Genomic DNA, 16461 nt, shown 5'->3' with positions numbered 1-16461 from the left:
GCGGTCTCTTTGCTAACCCGGACCGCCATCATGACTGAACAACCTTTCTGGCAGACTAAACGCCTTGACCAAATGAACGACGCAGAGTGGGAATCCCTGTGCGACGGCTGCGGCCAATGTTGCTTGAATAAGTTGCAGGATGCGGATACCGACGAAATCTACTTCACTAATGTGGCCTGCAATCAGCTGAATATCAAAACCTGCCAATGCCGTAACTACGAGCATCGTTTTGAGTTAGAAGAGAATTGCATCAAGTTGACGCGTGAAAACCTCACCAGTTTTGAATGGCTGCCGCGTACCTGCGCCTATCGCGTGTTAGGGGAAGGGAAAACCTTGCCGGCCTGGCATCCGCTGATCGCCGGTTCTAAAAAGGCGATGCATGCGCAGCGCATTTCAGTGCGTTTTATTGCGGTGCGTGAGAGTGAAGTGCGGGATTGGGAAGAGCATATAATCGATCGACCGGATCGCAACGGTTAAACATAAAACAGGCAGCCAGGGCTGCCTGTTTTTTTGTGTTTAACGTCCGAACAGATCGCGGCGTTTCGGTTTGAACGGTTGTGCAATCAACACCAGCAGCGCCACCAGCAGATAAGCGCCGAATATCACGATCATCCACTGCGGCATGCTCCAGGTCAGGAAAGTCCAGCCGCGCTCGGCGCAGTCACCGCTGGCCACAAACACCGAGGGCAACCATTTATCCAGTGGCAACCAGGCTGGGAAACGTGCGGCAAAGTCGCAGGTGACAAACGGATTGGGATGCAGCTGAATCATGGTGTGATCGTAAGAGAGGCGAGTGCCTTCAATCGCGCTATAAATCCAGATGAGGATCGCCGCCCAGCGCAGCGGGGTTTTCGGTGCAATCGCACCCACGATGCCCGCGCCCATCACGCCAAACAGCGCGCAACGCTCATAAATACACATTACGCAGGGTTGCAGCCCCATGACGTGCTGAAAATACAACGCCGTCAATTCAAACGCTAGCGCCGTCAGGGCCAGCAGAAGCCAGGCACCGCGTCCACGCGAGCATTGATTCAAATATCGCAACATATTGCTTTTCCTGTAACCGTTAATGTTTCGCAGTGTAAACCAAAAGCGCAACCGTGCCAGCCAGGTAAAGGGAAAAAATCATGTACAAAAATGACTTAAGTCGCGTTGAGGCCAAAAAAGATCCGGCCATGCGCTTCATCCGATAAGTGCAAGCCACGGACGCAGCGCAAACGTGTGCTTGCCTGCGTTGTTTCATCTGAATTCACGGCTGAATTTTGCGCCAGCGCGCGCTTTTAATCGGTTGGCAGGCTATTTCCGCTATAGCCGCTCTGGTATGATGAGTCGCATTACGATAAAGAAAGCAACGAGAAATAAATGCTATGGTGATTAAGGCGCAGAGCCCCGCGGGATTTGCGGAAGAGTATATTATTGAAAGCATCTGGAACAGTCGTTTTCCGCCGGGATCCATTCTACCTGCCGAACGTGAGCTTTCTGAACTGATTGGCGTGACCCGCACCACGTTGCGTGAAGTATTGCAGCGTCTGGCGCGCGATGGCTGGTTGACCATTCAACATGGTAAACCGACGCGCGTTAACGATTTTTGGGAAACCTCCGGTTTAAACATCCTCGAAACCCTGGCCCGACTCGATCACGATAGTGTCCCCCAGTTAATTGATAATCTGCTGTCGGTGCGGACTAACATCTCCTCGATTTTTATCAGCCGTGCGCTGCGTCATCATCCAGATAAAGCGCGCGAAGTGCTGGAAAATGCGCTGATCGAGGAAGACAAAGCCGAAGCCTATACCGAGCTGGATTATCGCGTGTTCCGCGGCCTGGCGTTTGCATCAGGTAACCCGATTTATGGTCTGATTTTGAATGGCCTGAAAGGGTTGTATACCCGCGTGGGTCGTCACTACTTCTCCAGTCTGGAAGCGCGTGAACTGGCGCGAAACTTCTATCGCCAGCTGGCTGACCTGTGCGTGGCTAATCCTTCGCAGGAGCAGATTGTCGATAGCGTGCGTGAATACGGACGCCGCAGCGGTGAGATTTGGCACAAGATGCAGAAAAGCATGCCGGACGATTTAGCCAGTAAGCGATAAAATAAAAACCGGACTTCGACAGTCCGGTTTTTTTTGCCTTAAAGCGTTGGGCCGCGCGTGGGCGAACGATCCAGCAACTCGACGCTGCCGTCTTCATTCTGCTGTTCCAGAATCACATCAAAGCCCCACAAACGGTGCACATGCTTCAACACTTCTTTGCGGCTCTTATCGAGCGGCGCACGCTGTTGCGGCACATAACGCAGCGTCAGTGAGCGATCGCCACGCAAATCCACGTTATAGACCTGAATGTTAGGTTCCAGATTGCTGAGATTGTACTGCGCCGACAGCTGCTGACGGATGGCGCGATAACCCGCTTCATCATGGATCGCCGCAATTTCGAGGAAATTGTTGCGGTCATCATCCATCACCGTGAACAAGCGGAAATCACGCATCACTTTTGGTGACAAGAATTGGCTGATAAAGCTTTCGTCCTTGAATTCACGCATGGCGAAATGCAGGGTTTTCAGCCAGTCGGAACCGGCAATGTCCGGGAACCAGTAGCGATCTTCTTCGGTCGGTGTCTGACAGATGCGTTTAATGTCCTGGAACATCGCGAAGCCCAGCGCATACGGGTTGATGCCGTTATACCACTGGCTGTTATACGGTGGCTGATACACCACGTTGGTGTGGCTGTGCAGGAACTCCATCATAAAGCGTTCCGACACTTTGCCTTCGTCATACAGATGATTAAGGATGGTGTAGTGCCAGAAAGTGGCCCAGCCTTCATTCATCACCTGCGTCTGTTTCTGCGGATAAAAATACTGGCTAACTTTGCGAACAATGCGCAGCACTTCACGTTGCCAGGATTCCAGCAGCGGCGCATTTTTTTCCATGAAATAGAGCAGGTTTTCCTGCGGTTCAGAAGGGTAGCGCGATGCCTCAACGTGCACCGACTCTTTCTCTTTACGCGGCAGGGTGCGCCACAGCGTATTCACCTGACTCTGCAAATACTCTTCGCGGCTCTGCTGGCGCGCCTTCTCTTCCTGCAGCGAAATTTTCTGCGGACGCTTATAGCGATCCACACCGTAGTTCATCAACGCATGGCAGGAATCGAGCAGCCGCTCAACTTCCTCCACGCCATAGCGCTCTTCGCAGTCGGTAATGTAATTTCGCGCAAACAGCAGGTAATCCACAATCGAACTGGCATCGGTCCAGCTGCGGAACAGATAGTTATTTTTAAAGAAAGAGTTGTGACCGTAACAGGCGTGCGCCATGACCAGCGCCTGCATGGTCATGGTGTTCTCTTCCATCAAATAGGCGATACACGGATTGGAGTTGATGACGATCTCATACGCCAGGCCTTGCTGACCATGCTTGTAGCGCTGTTCCGTTTCGATGAATTTCTTGCCGAACGACCAGTGCGCATAGTTGATCGGCATACCCACGCTGGAGTAGGCATCCATCATCTGCTCGGAGGTGATCACTTCAATTTGGTGCGGATAGGTTTCCAGTCCGTAACTTTTGGCTACGCGGTCAATTTCCGCCAGATAATCATCCAGCAGTTCGAAGGTCCAGTCGGGACCATCACTGAGTCGTTTACTGTTGCGGGTTGGCTCGTCAAAGATTGTCGTCATAGCGCACCTCTGTTTTGCAAGCGGCAGGAGTTACCTGTCACGATCGTTTAAGGCCTCATCCTGAGTAAAGATGGCCCAAAAAACTGAGCGAACACTTCAATGATAGTCCACTGTCGCCTATCCGAAACTGAATCTCAATCGAATTCTTTTGGCAGAAAATCATTCAAAAAGCGTTAGTTAAGCCAATACTGATGGCAAATGTTGGCTATTATTCATTTAGCAGAATAATGCTCTGTTTATAAGTGGATTGTATGACTGCGGCGCTTTCTCCTGAAAAAAGTCAAAACCGCTCCCTTCCACATAATAAATGGCTGATTAAGGGATTTAAGGCATAAAAAATCCTGATTTTGCCGCTGTTGCATGATTTCAGTGTGCAGTCAGGTAAAAAACATGTGAAATAAGTCGGTCGAATGTAAGATTTCAATAGCGGTCGGGTTATGCTGTGTTGGGCTGGGTTAATAGTTAATTATTCTTTTGCTGCGACGAGGGGCTTATGCGCGTAGTGATTCTTGGTAGTGGTGTGGTTGGGGTAGCGAGCGCATGGTATCTGGCGCAGGCCGGACATGAGGTCACGGTTATCGATCGTCAACCTGCCGCCGCGCTGGAGACCAGCGCCGGTAATGCGGGACAGATTTCACCGGGCTATGCTGCGCCCTGGGCGGCGCCGGGCGTTCCGCTGAAAGCGGTCAAATGGATGTTCCAGCGTCACGCGCCGCTGGCGGTACGTCTCGATGGCAGCAAATTCCAGCTGGAATGGATGTGGAATATGCTGCGAAACTGCGACATGCAGCACTATCAAGAGAATAAAAGCCGCATGGTGCGCATCGCGGAGTACAGCCGCGACTGCCTGAAAACGCTGCGCGCCAGCACCGGCATTGCCTATGAAGGTCGGCAGGGCGGCACGCTGCAGCTGTTCCGCACGCAGCAACAGTTCGAAAGTGCCAGCAAAGATATCGCCGTGCTGCGCGATGCGGGCGTGCCCTATGAGCTGCTGGAAGCGTATCAGCTCAAAAATGTCGAACCTGCGCTGGCGGCAACGGCGCATAAACTCACCGGCGGTTTGCGTCTTCCTAACGACGAAACCGGCGACTGCCAACTGTTCACCCAACGTCTGGCTGCGATGGCAGCGGCGGCGGGCGTAACCTTCCGCTACAACACCTCGGTTGATCAGTTGTTGCGTGAGGGCAATCGCATTTATGGCGTGAAGTGTGGCGATGAAGTGATCAAAGCCGATGCTTACGTGGTGGCTTTCGGTTCCTATTCAACCGCGCTGCTAAAAGACATTCTCGCCATCCCGGTTTACCCGTTGAAAGGCTATTCGCTGACGATTCCAATCAAGAATGCCGACGCCGCACCGGTTTCCACCATCCTCGATGAAACCTACAAAGTGGCGGTAACGCGCTTTGACGATCGCATTCGCGTGGGCGGCATGGCAGAAATTGTTGGTTTTAACACCAAACTGTTGCCGGCACGACGCGAAACGCTGGAGATGGTGGTCCGCGATCTCTATCCTGAAGGCGGTTTTGTCGAACAGGCCACGTTCTGGACCGGATTGCGTCCGATGACGCCAGATGGTACGCCGATTGTCGGGCGCACGCCGCTCTCCAATCTCTATCTCAATACCGGTCACGGTACGCTGGGATGGACGATGGCTTGTGGTTCCGGTCAGCTTCTGGCTGATTTAATTTCTGGTCAGAAACCGGCGATTGCCGCAGATGATTTGTCAGTGCTGCGCTACCTGCCAGGTTTTGAGCCACATTCTTCGCCACTGCGTAACGCCAGCGCGGCGCGCTGAGACCTCAGGGAGAGTAAAAGCATGTCACGTCCAACCGGTGCCACCATCAATCAACAGGCACTGCGTCATAATCTGGCCGTTGTTCGCCGGGCGGCCCCGCAATCACGCGTCTGGTCGGTGGTAAAAGCCAATGCTTATGGTCACGGTGTGGCTCGCGTGTGGCAAAGCCTGGCAGAAACCGATGGTTTCGCGCTGCTGAATATGGAAGAGGCGATCCTGCTGCGTGAGCAGGGCTGGAAAAAACCGATCCTGCTGCTGGAAGGTTTCTTCCATGCCGAGGATTTAGCGCTCATCGATCGTTATCGCCTCACCACCAGCGTGCACAGCAACTGGCAGATTCAGGCGCTGGCAAAAGCGCAGCTGTCGGCACCGGTGGATGTGTACCTCAAAATCAACAGCGGCATGAACCGGCTTGGTTTCCGTCCTGAGCAGGCTCATGCGGCGTGGCAAAAACTGCGCGCTCTGCCGAACGTCGGTGCAATGACGTTGATGGCGCACTTCGCTGATGCAGAGAATCCGCAAGGAGTCGTTGAGCCGATGAAGCGCGTCGAACTGGCGGCGGAAGGGCTCGATTGTCCACGCTCTTTGTCTAACTCTGCGGCCACGCTGTGGCATCCAGAAACCCATTTTGACTGGGTGCGTCCGGGCATCATTCTCTATGGTGCATCACCGAGCGGCGACTGGCAGGATATCGCCAGCACCGGATTGCAGCCGGTGATGACGCTCACCAGTGAAATCATTGGCGTGCAACAGCTGAATGCCGGTGACGGCGTGGGTTACGGTTATCGCTATCACGCCAGCGGCTCCCAGCGTATCGGCATTGTCGCCTGTGGTTACGCCGACGGTTATCCGCGTCATGCGCCCACCGGCACGCCAGTCAGCGTGGATGGCATACGCACGCAAACGCTGGGCGCCATCTCCATGGACATGATGATGATCGATTTAGAACCTTGCCCGCAGGCCGGCATCGGTTCAAAGGTGGAGCTGTGGGGCAATCAGGTGAAGATCGATGAGGTGGCAAAAGCCGCCGGAACGGTGGGCTACGAGCTGATGTGTGCGCTCGCGCCACGCGTTCCGGTTGAAGTTATTTAAGCGCGGTCACGCGACCGTGCATTTTCTTACTGCAGCGCCAGGCGGTCAGTGCCAGCGCTGCACCCAGCAGCATCATCAATGCCAGTGACGACTTCTCCGCAACGGGCAATGCTACGATTGCCATGCTGCCGCCCGCACCACACGCCATCTGAATAAATCCCTGCAGTGCTGAGGCCACGCCCGCTTGCTGCTGATACGGCTCCAGCGCGTAGCTGGTGGCGGGCCCTACTGTGAACGCCAGGCCAGCAACGGAAACCGCCACGGGAATCATGTACAGCGCCCAATGGTTTTGCCACGCCGCCGGTAACAGCGTGGTGCCCATCATCAGAAGAATTGCGCCGATCAACATGGTGGCGAAACCCATCGCCAGGCAGAACGGGCGTCCCGCTTTGCGAATGGTTTTGTTCACGAACGCGCTAACCAGCATGATCCAAAACCCGTTGGTGCCAAAGGCGAAAGAGAATTGCAACGGCGTCAGGCCGCCTTCGGTCATCAGCACGTGTGGCGCCAGCGACACATAGGTCAGCACCATGCCCAGCGCGCCGGCATTGGCAAAGGCAAAGGCGAGAAAGCGCGGTTCACGGGCGATGGCAGCATACTGCGCCAGCGGTAAACCTTTAACGCGTAAGGTGTCCGCCGGGCGCGTTTCGGGCAGCCACAGCAGGACGATCAAGCCGATCACCACCGCATAGCCGCACAGGAACCAGAACGGCATCCGCCAGCCGTGGGCTTCGGCGAGGATCCCACCCAGCAGTGGCGCCAGCGCGGGAACGATATTCAGCGCACCATTGAGAAAGCCGTAAGCGCGTGCGGCATCCTCGCCACTGAGACGGTCACGCACGCCGCTGAAGGCCACCACCGCCGTGCAGCACACCGCGCAACCCTGAATGATGCGGGCGAGGAAGAACACCGGCCACAGCGTGCTCGTAGCGGCAATCGCGCTGCCAATGATGTAAAGCGCAAGACCAATTAACGCGAGCGGCTTACGACCAAAATTATCCACCAGCGGACCGGTAATTAATTGGCCAATGCCCATCACCAATAAAAACAGAGGAATCGTGATTTGGATAAGGCTCACCGGGCTGTTAAGACCTTCGGCGATTTGCGGCAATGTCGGGAGGTAAAGATCAATGCCAAGTGGCGCCAGCAGCACCAGGCTAAGAAGTATTAAGGTGAATTTTTGCATTACGAACCGGACGACCTGTTAAACAATCCGGAAGGGTAATGACTCTTAGGGGAAAAAGAAAGGGATAATAAAAGCGATGCCTGCCGAAGTGCACAGACATCGCCTCGAGGGTATTAGTAAGCGCCGTCGCGACGAACCACTACGCCAGCGGTTTTGAACAGAATCGCAATGTCAGTCCATAACGCCCAGTTTTTCACGTACCAGGAATCGAAGTAGACGCGCGTATCGTAGTCAATGTCGTTACGTCCGCTGACCTGCCACAAGCCGGTCATGCCCGGTTTCGCCATCAGGTAGTAATCCACATCACCGGCATAACGCTCCAGTTCTGCTTCAATCACCGGACGCGGACCGACCAAACTCATTTCGCCACGAATAACATTCCACAACTGTGGCAGCTCATCAAGGCTGGTTTTGCGCAGGAAGTTACCAATTTTGGTCACACGCGGATCGTTTTTCAGTTTGAAATCACGGTCCCATTCGGCACGCGCTTCCTCGCTGGTCGCCAGCAGGTTTTGCAGCACTTCCTGCGAGTTGGTCACCATTGAGCGGAACTTCAGGCACTTAAACTTCACGCCATCTTGCCCAACGCGTTCATGACCATAAATCGCATTGCCGCCGTCACGTTTCACCATCGCACACAGCAGTCCAAATACCGGTCCGAGGAACAGCAGCAGCATGGATGCCACCACGATATCGAAGGTGCGTTTCAGGAAGCGCGAAGAGCGTTTCGCCAGGTTGTTGCTGACGCGCAAAATCATCACTTCATGGCTGAAGATGAATGACATATCGGTGCCATACAGCGGCACGCCGCGCAACGTTGGGATCACGGAGATTGAACGGCACTTCATTTTGGACAGGAACTTCAGCCATTTATCGCGCACCACTTGCTGCTCAAATTCGGTGGCGACGATAAATTGGGTGTTGTCACGGTCCATGGTTTGCCAGTTGATGTCTTTCCAGGTGATCACCGGAACGCCATTAACCTTCTCATGCTGTTGGTCATCATCCAGCGAGATAAACGCCTGCACGTTATAACCGAGGATCTCCTCGCTCTGCAGCGCCGCATAAGCTTCCATGGCATTTTTACCGGAACCAATGATGATGGTTTCCTTCTGCCACTGACCTGCGCGGTTGATGGCGCGTTTGACCACGGCACGCATCAGCGGCAGCAGCAGCAGAGCGTAAGTCCAGCTAAATACCCAAACCATGCGCGAGAAGTCCCATTTTGAAAAGGCAATCAACGCCAGATCAAGCAGAGAGAAGACGAACAGGGTTTTAATCACTTCTTTCAGTTCAAACCAAAACGGCTTGCGATAAGTGTAGTGACGCATACGCACCCAGAACCAGGCGGTGCAAAGAATAGAAAGGCTAAATTGGGCAATAAACCGGTATTCAATCTGCTGGGGCGGAATAAAGGTATCCAGTTCGCCCCAAATACCTTGAACGGTGGCGGCAGATAAAAACAATGCCAGATTTAATGCAATTAAATCCGAGAAACTAAGTGCGACTTTTGCGATGAGGTTTTTGCGCAGTCCGCTCCACGAGCGGGTTGCATCATTCATTATCAAAGTACTTGCCATAAAACCTGCTCTCTTTTCTTAAGTAAAAGATGGCCTGACCAGAATCAAGTACGCGCTCAGGAGTGGTCCGCTGAAAAATGGAAAGAATAATTCTTTCAGCGAGATATAAGTCAGTGCTGCCATAAGCGCTGCAAGGAAAGGACCGTTTGAGACGTGATGCACGTCACGAAAAGCTGCAGCAACGTTTAAGAGTATGCAGGAGTTATTTGACAGAGTTAATATGGAAATAGTCTGAAAAGGAAATAAATGACTAAAGAAATAATTGGCTATTTAATTGAAATGTATGGTTAAAAGTTAATTAATCGCGAATATTACGCTTCATTTTAAGACAGCTTTTCGGAATGACCGCCATTCACATCAATGGCGGCGCCAGCCAATCAGGCGGGTTTTTTTAATACCCACAGGTCCTGCTGCTTATCATAGTGTCCGATTTGCAGATCGACAGCCTCTTCATCAATCCATGCCGGTACACTGGTATCCACATCCCAGCCGTCGAGTTGGTCACTCAGGCCGGGATTGGTATGGCAGGGAATACTGACAGTGTCGCCATTGTCACTATTGAACTCTGCATCAACGATTTCATATTGACCAATCTTCACCACGCGTCCCATTACATTCTCCCGTATTTGCTGGGTTGAATAGTGAGCATAGTCGTTCACACGCAGTTTACGAGCGATAAAGCCTCGGATTAATCCTTGTCTTCGCTGACGCGCACACCGACCTTCACAATCTGGTTATCTTCTTTCTCTGCCACCGTCCAGGTTAACTGCTTCCATTCCACCTGATCGCCAACCACTGGCGTGCTGCCGAGCAAACTCATTACCAGCTGTCCAAGCGACTGCTGATCGTTGGTCTGTTCATCTAACTCCAGGCCGTAAATTTGCGCCACGTCGCGCAGGCGCGCCTCGGCATCCAGAATAAAGTCGCCGAAGAAGCGTTGATCCAGCGATACCGGCGGCGATTGACTAAACATTTTGCCCAAGGCGGGGAGATCACGTTCACGGCCAATCACACACAGCACATCGCCTTCTTTCAGGCGCGTATTGCCGTTGGGATGCATTAACGCGTTATCGCGGAACAGGGCGGCGATGCGGGTTTCGCGCGGCATCTGCAAATCACGCAGCGCTGCGCCGACGCACCATTTATCGGCGCTCAGCTGATAAATAAATTGTTCCCACGGATTCTCCGGATGGATATCCAGCCCAACCCGGCTAATCGGCGAGGCGGTTGGTGGCACCACCACTTTGGCGCGTTTGGCGGCATAGCCCAGCGAAGTGCCTTGCAGCATCAACGACACCAACACTACAAAGAAAGCGATGTTGAAGTAGAGCTTGGCGTTCTCCAGCCCGGCCATCATCGGAAATACGGCGAGGATGATTGGCACTGCGCCACGTAAGCCCACCCAACTGATGAAGATACGTTCGCGTCCGGTGAAGCCTTTGAACGGTAACAGACCAACCAGAATCGACAGCGGGCGCGCTACCAGAATCAACCACAGCGACAGAATCATCGCCGGCACCGCGATGTGCCACAAATCGGAGGGTGTCACCAGCAAGCCCAGCACAATGAACATGCCGATTTGGCTCAGCCATGCCATACCATCAAAAGTTTGCAAAATACCGTGGCGGTTGCGAATCGGGCTGTTGCCCAGCAGGAAGCCGCAAAGATAAACCGCCAGAATGCCGCTGCCTTCCATCACGGTGGTGAGCGCAAACACGATGATGCCGCCACTCACCGCCAGCAGCGGATATAAACCCTGCGCCAGATTGATACGGTTAATCAACTGCTGCAGCGCCCAGCCGCCGCCCAGGCCTAATACGATGCCAAGACCAAACTGCTGCACCAGATGCACCACAAACATCCAGCTCAGGCCGGACTGGCCTTGCTGAATCATGTCGATCAGCGTGATGGTGAGAAACACCGCCATCGGATCGTTGCTGCCGGATTCAATCTCCAGCGTGGAGCTGACACGTTCATTGAGGCCTTTATCACCCAGCAGCGAAAATACGGCGGCGGCATCGGTAGAACCGATAATCGCGCCAATCAGAAAGCCCTGCATCAGATCGAGCTTAAACAGCCAGGCAGCGGCAACGCCGGTTAACCCTGCGGTGATCATCACGCCAACCGTCGCCAGCGATAATGCCGGGCCGAGCGCCACCTTTAGCGAAGACGCTTTGGTGCGCATCCCGCCATCAAGCAAGATGATGGCTAAAGCGAGGTTGGAGACCAGATAGGCGACGGGATAGTTGTCAAAGGCGATGCCACCGATACCATCAATCCCGGCCAACATGCCGAGAGCGAGGAAGATCACCAGAATCGGAATGCCAAGGCGTGATGAAAAGGAACTGAGCAAAATACTTGCTGCTACCAGCACGGACCCAATAATGAACAAACTGTAAATCATGCTGGTATTCAACGGCGTTCTCCTGCGGTGGGGCAAAAAAGACAAACTGCGGGCGATTCACACAGACAAGGTGGAAAGATAATGCCTTATCAATAGCTTGTCAGCGCTTAATTGCACATTTTTTCATTCTGTGGGGCCGCATCCCATACACAGCTAAATTTGTATAAAAAAACAACAGGAAATGGCGCGAAGTGAGTGGGGCTGCTGCAAAGAAAAAGCCGGTCAGTGACCGGCTTATAAAATCAGGCTTCTGCAGCCTGTTTGTGGAAAAGTTCTCTAAATACCGGATAGATGTCTTCTGGCTCGCGAATATGTTGGATTGCGAAGTTATCAAACATTGCCTGCAGATGTTCATACTCGCGCCATAAGGTCTGGTGCGCGCGACGCGTGATCTCGATATAGCTGTAATAACGCACAACCGGCAGAATATGTTTGGCTAAGATCTCGTGGCAGAGCGGTGAATCATCGGCCCAGTTATCACCATCCGACGCTTGCGCCGCATAGATGTTCCACTGTGACGGGTCATAACGCTCTTTAACCACCTCATCCATCAACTTCAGTGCACTGGAAACAATGGTGCCGCCTGTTTCCTGCGAGTAGAAGAACTCCTGTTCGTCGACCTCTTTGGCTTGAGTGTGATGGCGAATGTACACCACGTCGACGTTCTTGTAAGTACGGCTCAGGAACAGATACAGCAGAATGTAGAAACGCTTCGCCATATCTTTGGTGGCTTGATCCATCGAACCTGACACGTCCATCAGGCAGAACATCACGGCCTGGCTGGAAGGTTCTGGTCGCTTCTCGAAGTTTTTGTAGCGCAGGTCAAAGGTATCGATAAACGGCACGCGGTCGATGCGCGCGCGCAACTCAGCGATCTCTTTACGTAAACGCTCCTCTTCCAGTAACTGCGCCGGTTCGCTGGTTTCCACTTCGGATAGCGTAGCTTCCAGTTCGTTTAACATGCGGCGTTTACCCGCCGTCATCGCCGTACGACGTGCTAGCGAGTTCTGCAGCGAGCGCACCACGCTGATGTTAGCCGGCGTACCGTTTGAGGTGTAGCCCGCGCGATGGGTTTTGTACTCGTTTAACTGCCGATGCTGATTCTTGCGCAGGTTCGGCAACGCCAAATCTTCGAACAGAAGATCGAGATATTCATCTTTAGATATCTGGAAGCTGAATTCGTCCTGGCCTTCACCATCCTGACTGGCGTTGCCCTGGCCGCTACCGCCGCTGCCGCCGCCACCTTGCGGACGTTCAATGCGATCGTTTTGCACGAAATGGTCATTCCCAGGATGCACGCGATGGCGACTGCCGCCGCGGCCCTGATGGAAGCTCGGTTCATTGATATCGTCAATTGGAATCGAGACCGATTCGCCGCTCTCGACATCGGTCACCGAACGCTTGTTGATGGCCTCGGAGATCGATTGCTTGATTTGCGACTTATAACGGCGCAGAAAGCGCTGCCGATTGACGGCGCTTTTGTTCTTACCGTTGAGACGCCGATCGATAAAATAGGCCATAAAAATCCCCCAAACTGCATTGCAAGCTTAGGCCGGGAAAACCCGGCCTCCTGTTGCAGCACCGAAGCGCCGCGACGCTTACAGATAACGATTATGAAGATTTACGCACGCGCAGATACCATTCGCACAGCAGGCGTACTTGCTTGCGGGTATAGCCTTTTTCCATCATGCGATCGACAAAATCATCGTGTTTTTTCTGCTCGTCCGTTGAGGTTTTGGTATTGAACGAAATCACCGGCAGCAACTCTTCGGTGTTCGAGAACATTTTCTTCTCGATGACCGTGCGCAGTTTTTCGTAGCTGGTCCAGTTCGGATTGCGTCCGCTATTCTGCGCACGGGCACGCAGCACAAAGTTGACAATCTCGTTACGGAAATCTTTCGGGTTACTGATCCCGGCAGGTTTCTCGATCTTTTCCAGCTCGGCGTTCAGCGATTCGCGGTCAAACAGCTGTCCGGTGTCGGGATCGCGGTACTCTTGATCCTGAATCCAGAAATCAGCGTAGGTAACGTAGCGATCAAAGATGTTTTGACCGTATTCAGAGTAGGATTCCAGATACGCGGTCTGAATCTCTTTACCGATAAACTCGGCGTATTTTGGAATCAAATAGCCTTTCAGGTGCTCCAGATACTTCTCGGCTTGATCCTGAGGGAACTGCTCGCGCTCAATTTGCTGCTCCAGCACGTAGAACAGATGCACCGGGTTGGCCGCTACTTCGGCATGGTCGAAGTTAAACACGCGCGACAGGATTTTAAACGCGAAGCGGGTTGAAAGACCGTTCATGCCCTCATCAACGCCCGCGTAATCGTGATACTCCTGCCAGGATTTGGCTTTTGGATCGGTATCTTTCAGGCTTTCGCCATCATAGACGCGCATTTTGGAGTAGATGCTGGAGTTTTCCGGCTCTTTCAAACGCGACAGAATCGAGAAGCGGGCCAGGGTTTCCAGCGTGCCCGGCGCGCATGGCGCAGTGGTCAACTCACTGTGATCCAACAGTTTGTTGTAGATCTTGATCTCTTCGGAAACGCGTAGGCAATAAGGCACTTTGACGATGTAAACACGGTCGAGGAACGCCTCATTGTTTTTGTTATTACGGAAGGTGACCCATTCTGATTCGTTAGAGTGCGCCAGAATGATGCCGTTGAACGGCAGGGCAGAAATCCCTTCGGTACCGTTGTAGTTACCTTCCTGCGTGGCGGTCAGCAGTGGATGTAGCACTTTAATCGGTGCTTTAAACATCTCAACGAATTCCATCACGCCTTGGTTTGCGCGGCAAAGGGCACCTGAATAGCCGTATGCGTCAGGATCGTTTTGCGCGTGATTTTCCAGTTTACGGATATCCACTTTACCGACCAACGCAGAGATATCCTGGTTGTTCTCATCGCCTGGCTCTGTTTTGGCAATTGCTACCTGCTCCAGAATTGACGGCCACACTTTCACCACTTTGAAGCGGGTGATATCGCCGCCAAACTCATGCAGGCGTTTCGCCGCCCAGGGCGACATGATGGTGCCCAGATAACGCCGCGGCACGCCATACTCTTTTTCCAGAATATTGGCGTCTTCCTGAGGGTTAAACAGGCAGAGCGGATGATCGTTTACCGGGCTGCGCTCGCCGTCGGCGCTCAGCACATAGATCGGCACACGCTGCATCAGCGCTTTCAGGCGCTCAGCCAATGAGGATTTACCGCCACCCACCGGGCCCAGTAAGTAAAGGATCTGTTTCTTCTCTTCCAAACCCTGCGCGGCGTGTTTCAGGTAGGAGACGATTTGCTCAATCGCTTCCTCCATACCGTAAAACTCTTCGAAGGCCGGGTAGCGTCCCATGACACGGTTGGAGAAGATTCGGGAAAGGCGAGGCTCTTGCGCAGTGTCAACCATCACCGGCTCACCGATGGCCATTAATAGTCGCTCGGCAGCGTTGGCGTATGCACTGCGATCCTGTTTACAGATGGCGAGGAATTCCTGCAATGAGAACTCTTCGTCCTTGGCAGCTTCATAACGCTGACGATAGTGATCGAATATATTCATAGCGATGCCCGTCCTTTCGTTTTTAGCACAGGTAAAGGAGCGTAATAAAAGTTTGTAGCAGCTCCCGGAAGATATTCTTTATTGAGTACAGCAACCCTTATGCCAACCTGACGTTTTTTTATCGGGATACACAATTCTTATGGTTACTCTGCTCGTACAAAAAAGTCTCGTCTTACATTTAACTGTAGAAGGCATTCAGAAAACCTGCAGCCACTTTTCTCCTTATTCAGCGATATATCAATAACAAAGTCTCATAAGCACTGAGGCAATCAACCTAAGCCGTGAGAGCGATGAAGCCACTGAGAATATTTCGCTATGCTGGTTAGAGAGCATCATTAAACGTTAACCGATAGCAAAAATTTGGTTAGACTCTGCGAGTGATTGTTATATTAATGGACTGAATAAATTGTGAACCAATTCAAACTTAAAGCGCTTACTCTGGCTATACCTTGTTATTTTGCGGCGTTCGGCACTCATGCAGAACCCTTATCTCTTGGCGCTTCGGTGATTTATGCGCAGTCACCTTATCGGGGCGGACAAGACCGCTATCTGCCGATTCCGGTGATTAATTATGAAGGCGAAAACTTCTGGTTCCGTAGCCTGCAAGGCGGCTATTACCTATGGAAAGACCCGCAGAATCAGCTGTCGCTGACGGTGCTGGGATCGCCGCAGCAGTACGATCCGAAAGACAACGATTTGGGTGACATGAAAGCGCTGGATAAGCGCCGTATGACGCTGATGGCCGGCGCCAACTATCGCCACGTTGCCGATTGGGGTATCGTGCGCACCGCTCTGCTGGGTGATGTGCTCAATAACAGCAATGGGTTAATCTGGGATCTCACCTATCTATATCGCTTTGATTTCGGCGCATTCAGCCTGACGCCGGGCATTGGTGCCATGTGGAACAGCGCCAATCAGAACCGTTATTACTACGGTGTTTCATCCCATGAAAGCGCGCGAACCGGCATCGCTGAGTATCATCCAGATGACAGCTGGTCGCCGTATGTCGAGATGAATGCCAGCTACCAAATCAGCCAAAGCTGGAACGCCAGCTTGTCAGGTCGCTACACGCGCTTCGACAGCGAAATCAAAGACAGCCCGATGGTCGATAAGAGTGGCCAGTTCACACTCTGGACCGGCATCAGTTACAGCTTCTGACGATTAAATAAACGCCTCATAATGAGGCGTTTTTCTTAC

At 52.8% G+C, this 16461-nt stretch carries 13 protein-coding genes; 5 read left to right on the top strand and 8 right to left on the bottom strand.

Features of this window, described 5'->3' with window-relative positions:
- The first annotated feature begins 30 nt into the window (after nucleotides 1–30).
- On the top strand, nucleotides 31–477 hold the full coding sequence (locus tag FCN45_RS10740; RefSeq protein ID WP_008110381.1) for a YcgN family cysteine cluster protein: 447 nt from the start codon (nucleotides 31–33) through the stop codon (nucleotides 475–477).
- A gap of 39 nt (nucleotides 478–516) precedes the next feature.
- Here the strand turns inward: FCN45_RS10740 and dsbB are convergent, their stop codons facing one another.
- Nucleotides 517–1047, bottom strand: coding sequence for a disulfide bond formation protein DsbB (dsbB, locus tag FCN45_RS10735; protein ID WP_101764203.1), 531 nt, complete (start codon nucleotides 1045–1047; stop codon nucleotides 517–519).
- Between the two features lie 320 nt (nucleotides 1048–1367).
- On the opposite strand from dsbB, the gene fadR reads away from it, so the two are divergent.
- Entirely contained in the window at nucleotides 1368–2087 is a 720-nt protein-coding gene (gene fadR, locus FCN45_RS10730) for a fatty acid metabolism transcriptional regulator FadR (RefSeq protein ID WP_101764204.1), read from the top strand.
- A 38-nt stretch (nucleotides 2088–2125) separates the two neighbouring features.
- On the opposite strand, the gene FCN45_RS10725 is transcribed toward fadR, so the two are convergent.
- Nucleotides 2126–3661 carry a SpoVR family protein gene (locus FCN45_RS10725; protein WP_101764205.1) on the bottom strand — a complete coding sequence of 512 codons (1536 nt, stop codon included), beginning with the start codon at nucleotides 3659–3661 and terminating at the stop codon, nucleotides 2126–2128.
- 493 nt (nucleotides 3662–4154) lie between these two features.
- On the opposite strand from FCN45_RS10725, the gene FCN45_RS10720 reads away from it, so the two are divergent.
- Both FCN45_RS10720 and dadX read left to right on the top strand, forming a co-directional pair.
- On the top strand, nucleotides 4155–5456 hold the full coding sequence (locus tag FCN45_RS10720; RefSeq protein ID WP_137385908.1) for a D-amino acid dehydrogenase: 1302 nt from the start codon (nucleotides 4155–4157) through the stop codon (nucleotides 5454–5456).
- A gap of 21 nt (nucleotides 5457–5477) precedes the next feature.
- Nucleotides 5478–6548 carry a catabolic alanine racemase DadX gene (gene dadX, locus FCN45_RS10715; protein WP_137385907.1) on the top strand — a complete coding sequence of 357 codons (1071 nt, stop codon included), beginning with the start codon at nucleotides 5478–5480 and terminating at the stop codon, nucleotides 6546–6548.
- On the opposite strand, the gene FCN45_RS10710 is transcribed toward dadX, so the two are convergent.
- The 6 genes from FCN45_RS10710 to yeaG all read right to left on the bottom strand — a co-directional run bounded on the left by FCN45_RS10710 (nucleotide 6541) and on the right by yeaG (nucleotide 15264).
- On the bottom strand, nucleotides 6541–7734 hold the full coding sequence (locus tag FCN45_RS10710; protein ID WP_137385906.1) for a multidrug effflux MFS transporter: 1194 nt from the start codon (nucleotides 7732–7734) through the stop codon (nucleotides 6541–6543). The genes dadX and FCN45_RS10710 overlap by 8 nt on opposite strands.
- A gap of 113 nt (nucleotides 7735–7847) precedes the next feature.
- On the bottom strand, nucleotides 7848–9314 hold the full coding sequence (gene wbaP, locus FCN45_RS10705) for an undecaprenyl-phosphate galactose phosphotransferase WbaP (protein WP_008110368.1): 1467 nt from the start codon (nucleotides 9312–9314) through the stop codon (nucleotides 7848–7850).
- 377 nt (nucleotides 9315–9691) lie between these two features.
- Nucleotides 9692–9925 (bottom strand): DUF1480 family protein, encoded by a 234-nt coding sequence (locus tag FCN45_RS10700; protein WP_110866277.1) that lies wholly within the window; start codon nucleotides 9923–9925, stop codon nucleotides 9692–9694.
- Between the two features lie 77 nt (nucleotides 9926–10002).
- The gene (locus tag FCN45_RS10695; protein WP_101764211.1) at nucleotides 10003–11730 is read right to left on the bottom strand and encodes a potassium/proton antiporter; all 1728 of its coding nucleotides are present in this window, start codon (nucleotides 11728–11730) and stop codon (nucleotides 10003–10005) included.
- A gap of 230 nt (nucleotides 11731–11960) precedes the next feature.
- On the bottom strand, nucleotides 11961–13238 hold the full coding sequence (locus FCN45_RS10690; RefSeq protein ID WP_137385905.1) for a YeaH/YhbH family protein: 1278 nt from the start codon (nucleotides 13236–13238) through the stop codon (nucleotides 11961–11963).
- A gap of 91 nt (nucleotides 13239–13329) precedes the next feature.
- The gene (gene yeaG / locus FCN45_RS10685; protein ID WP_008110364.1) at nucleotides 13330–15264 is read right to left on the bottom strand and encodes a protein kinase YeaG; all 1935 of its coding nucleotides are present in this window, start codon (nucleotides 15262–15264) and stop codon (nucleotides 13330–13332) included.
- Between the two features lie 408 nt (nucleotides 15265–15672).
- Between yeaG and FCN45_RS10680 the strand changes: the two genes are divergently transcribed.
- Nucleotides 15673–16422, top strand: a complete 750-nt coding sequence (locus FCN45_RS10680) for a MipA/OmpV family protein (RefSeq protein ID WP_110866275.1) — start codon at nucleotides 15673–15675, stop codon at nucleotides 16420–16422.
- Nucleotides 16423–16461 lie beyond the last annotated feature (39 nt).

The sequence above is a fragment of the Pantoea sp. SO10 genome, assembly GCF_005281435.1.
Lineage (GTDB): Bacteria > Pseudomonadota > Gammaproteobacteria > Enterobacterales > Enterobacteriaceae > Pantoea > Pantoea leporis.
Note: the sequence above shows the minus strand (reverse complement) of the source record. Positions and strands in the feature narration are given on the sequence as shown.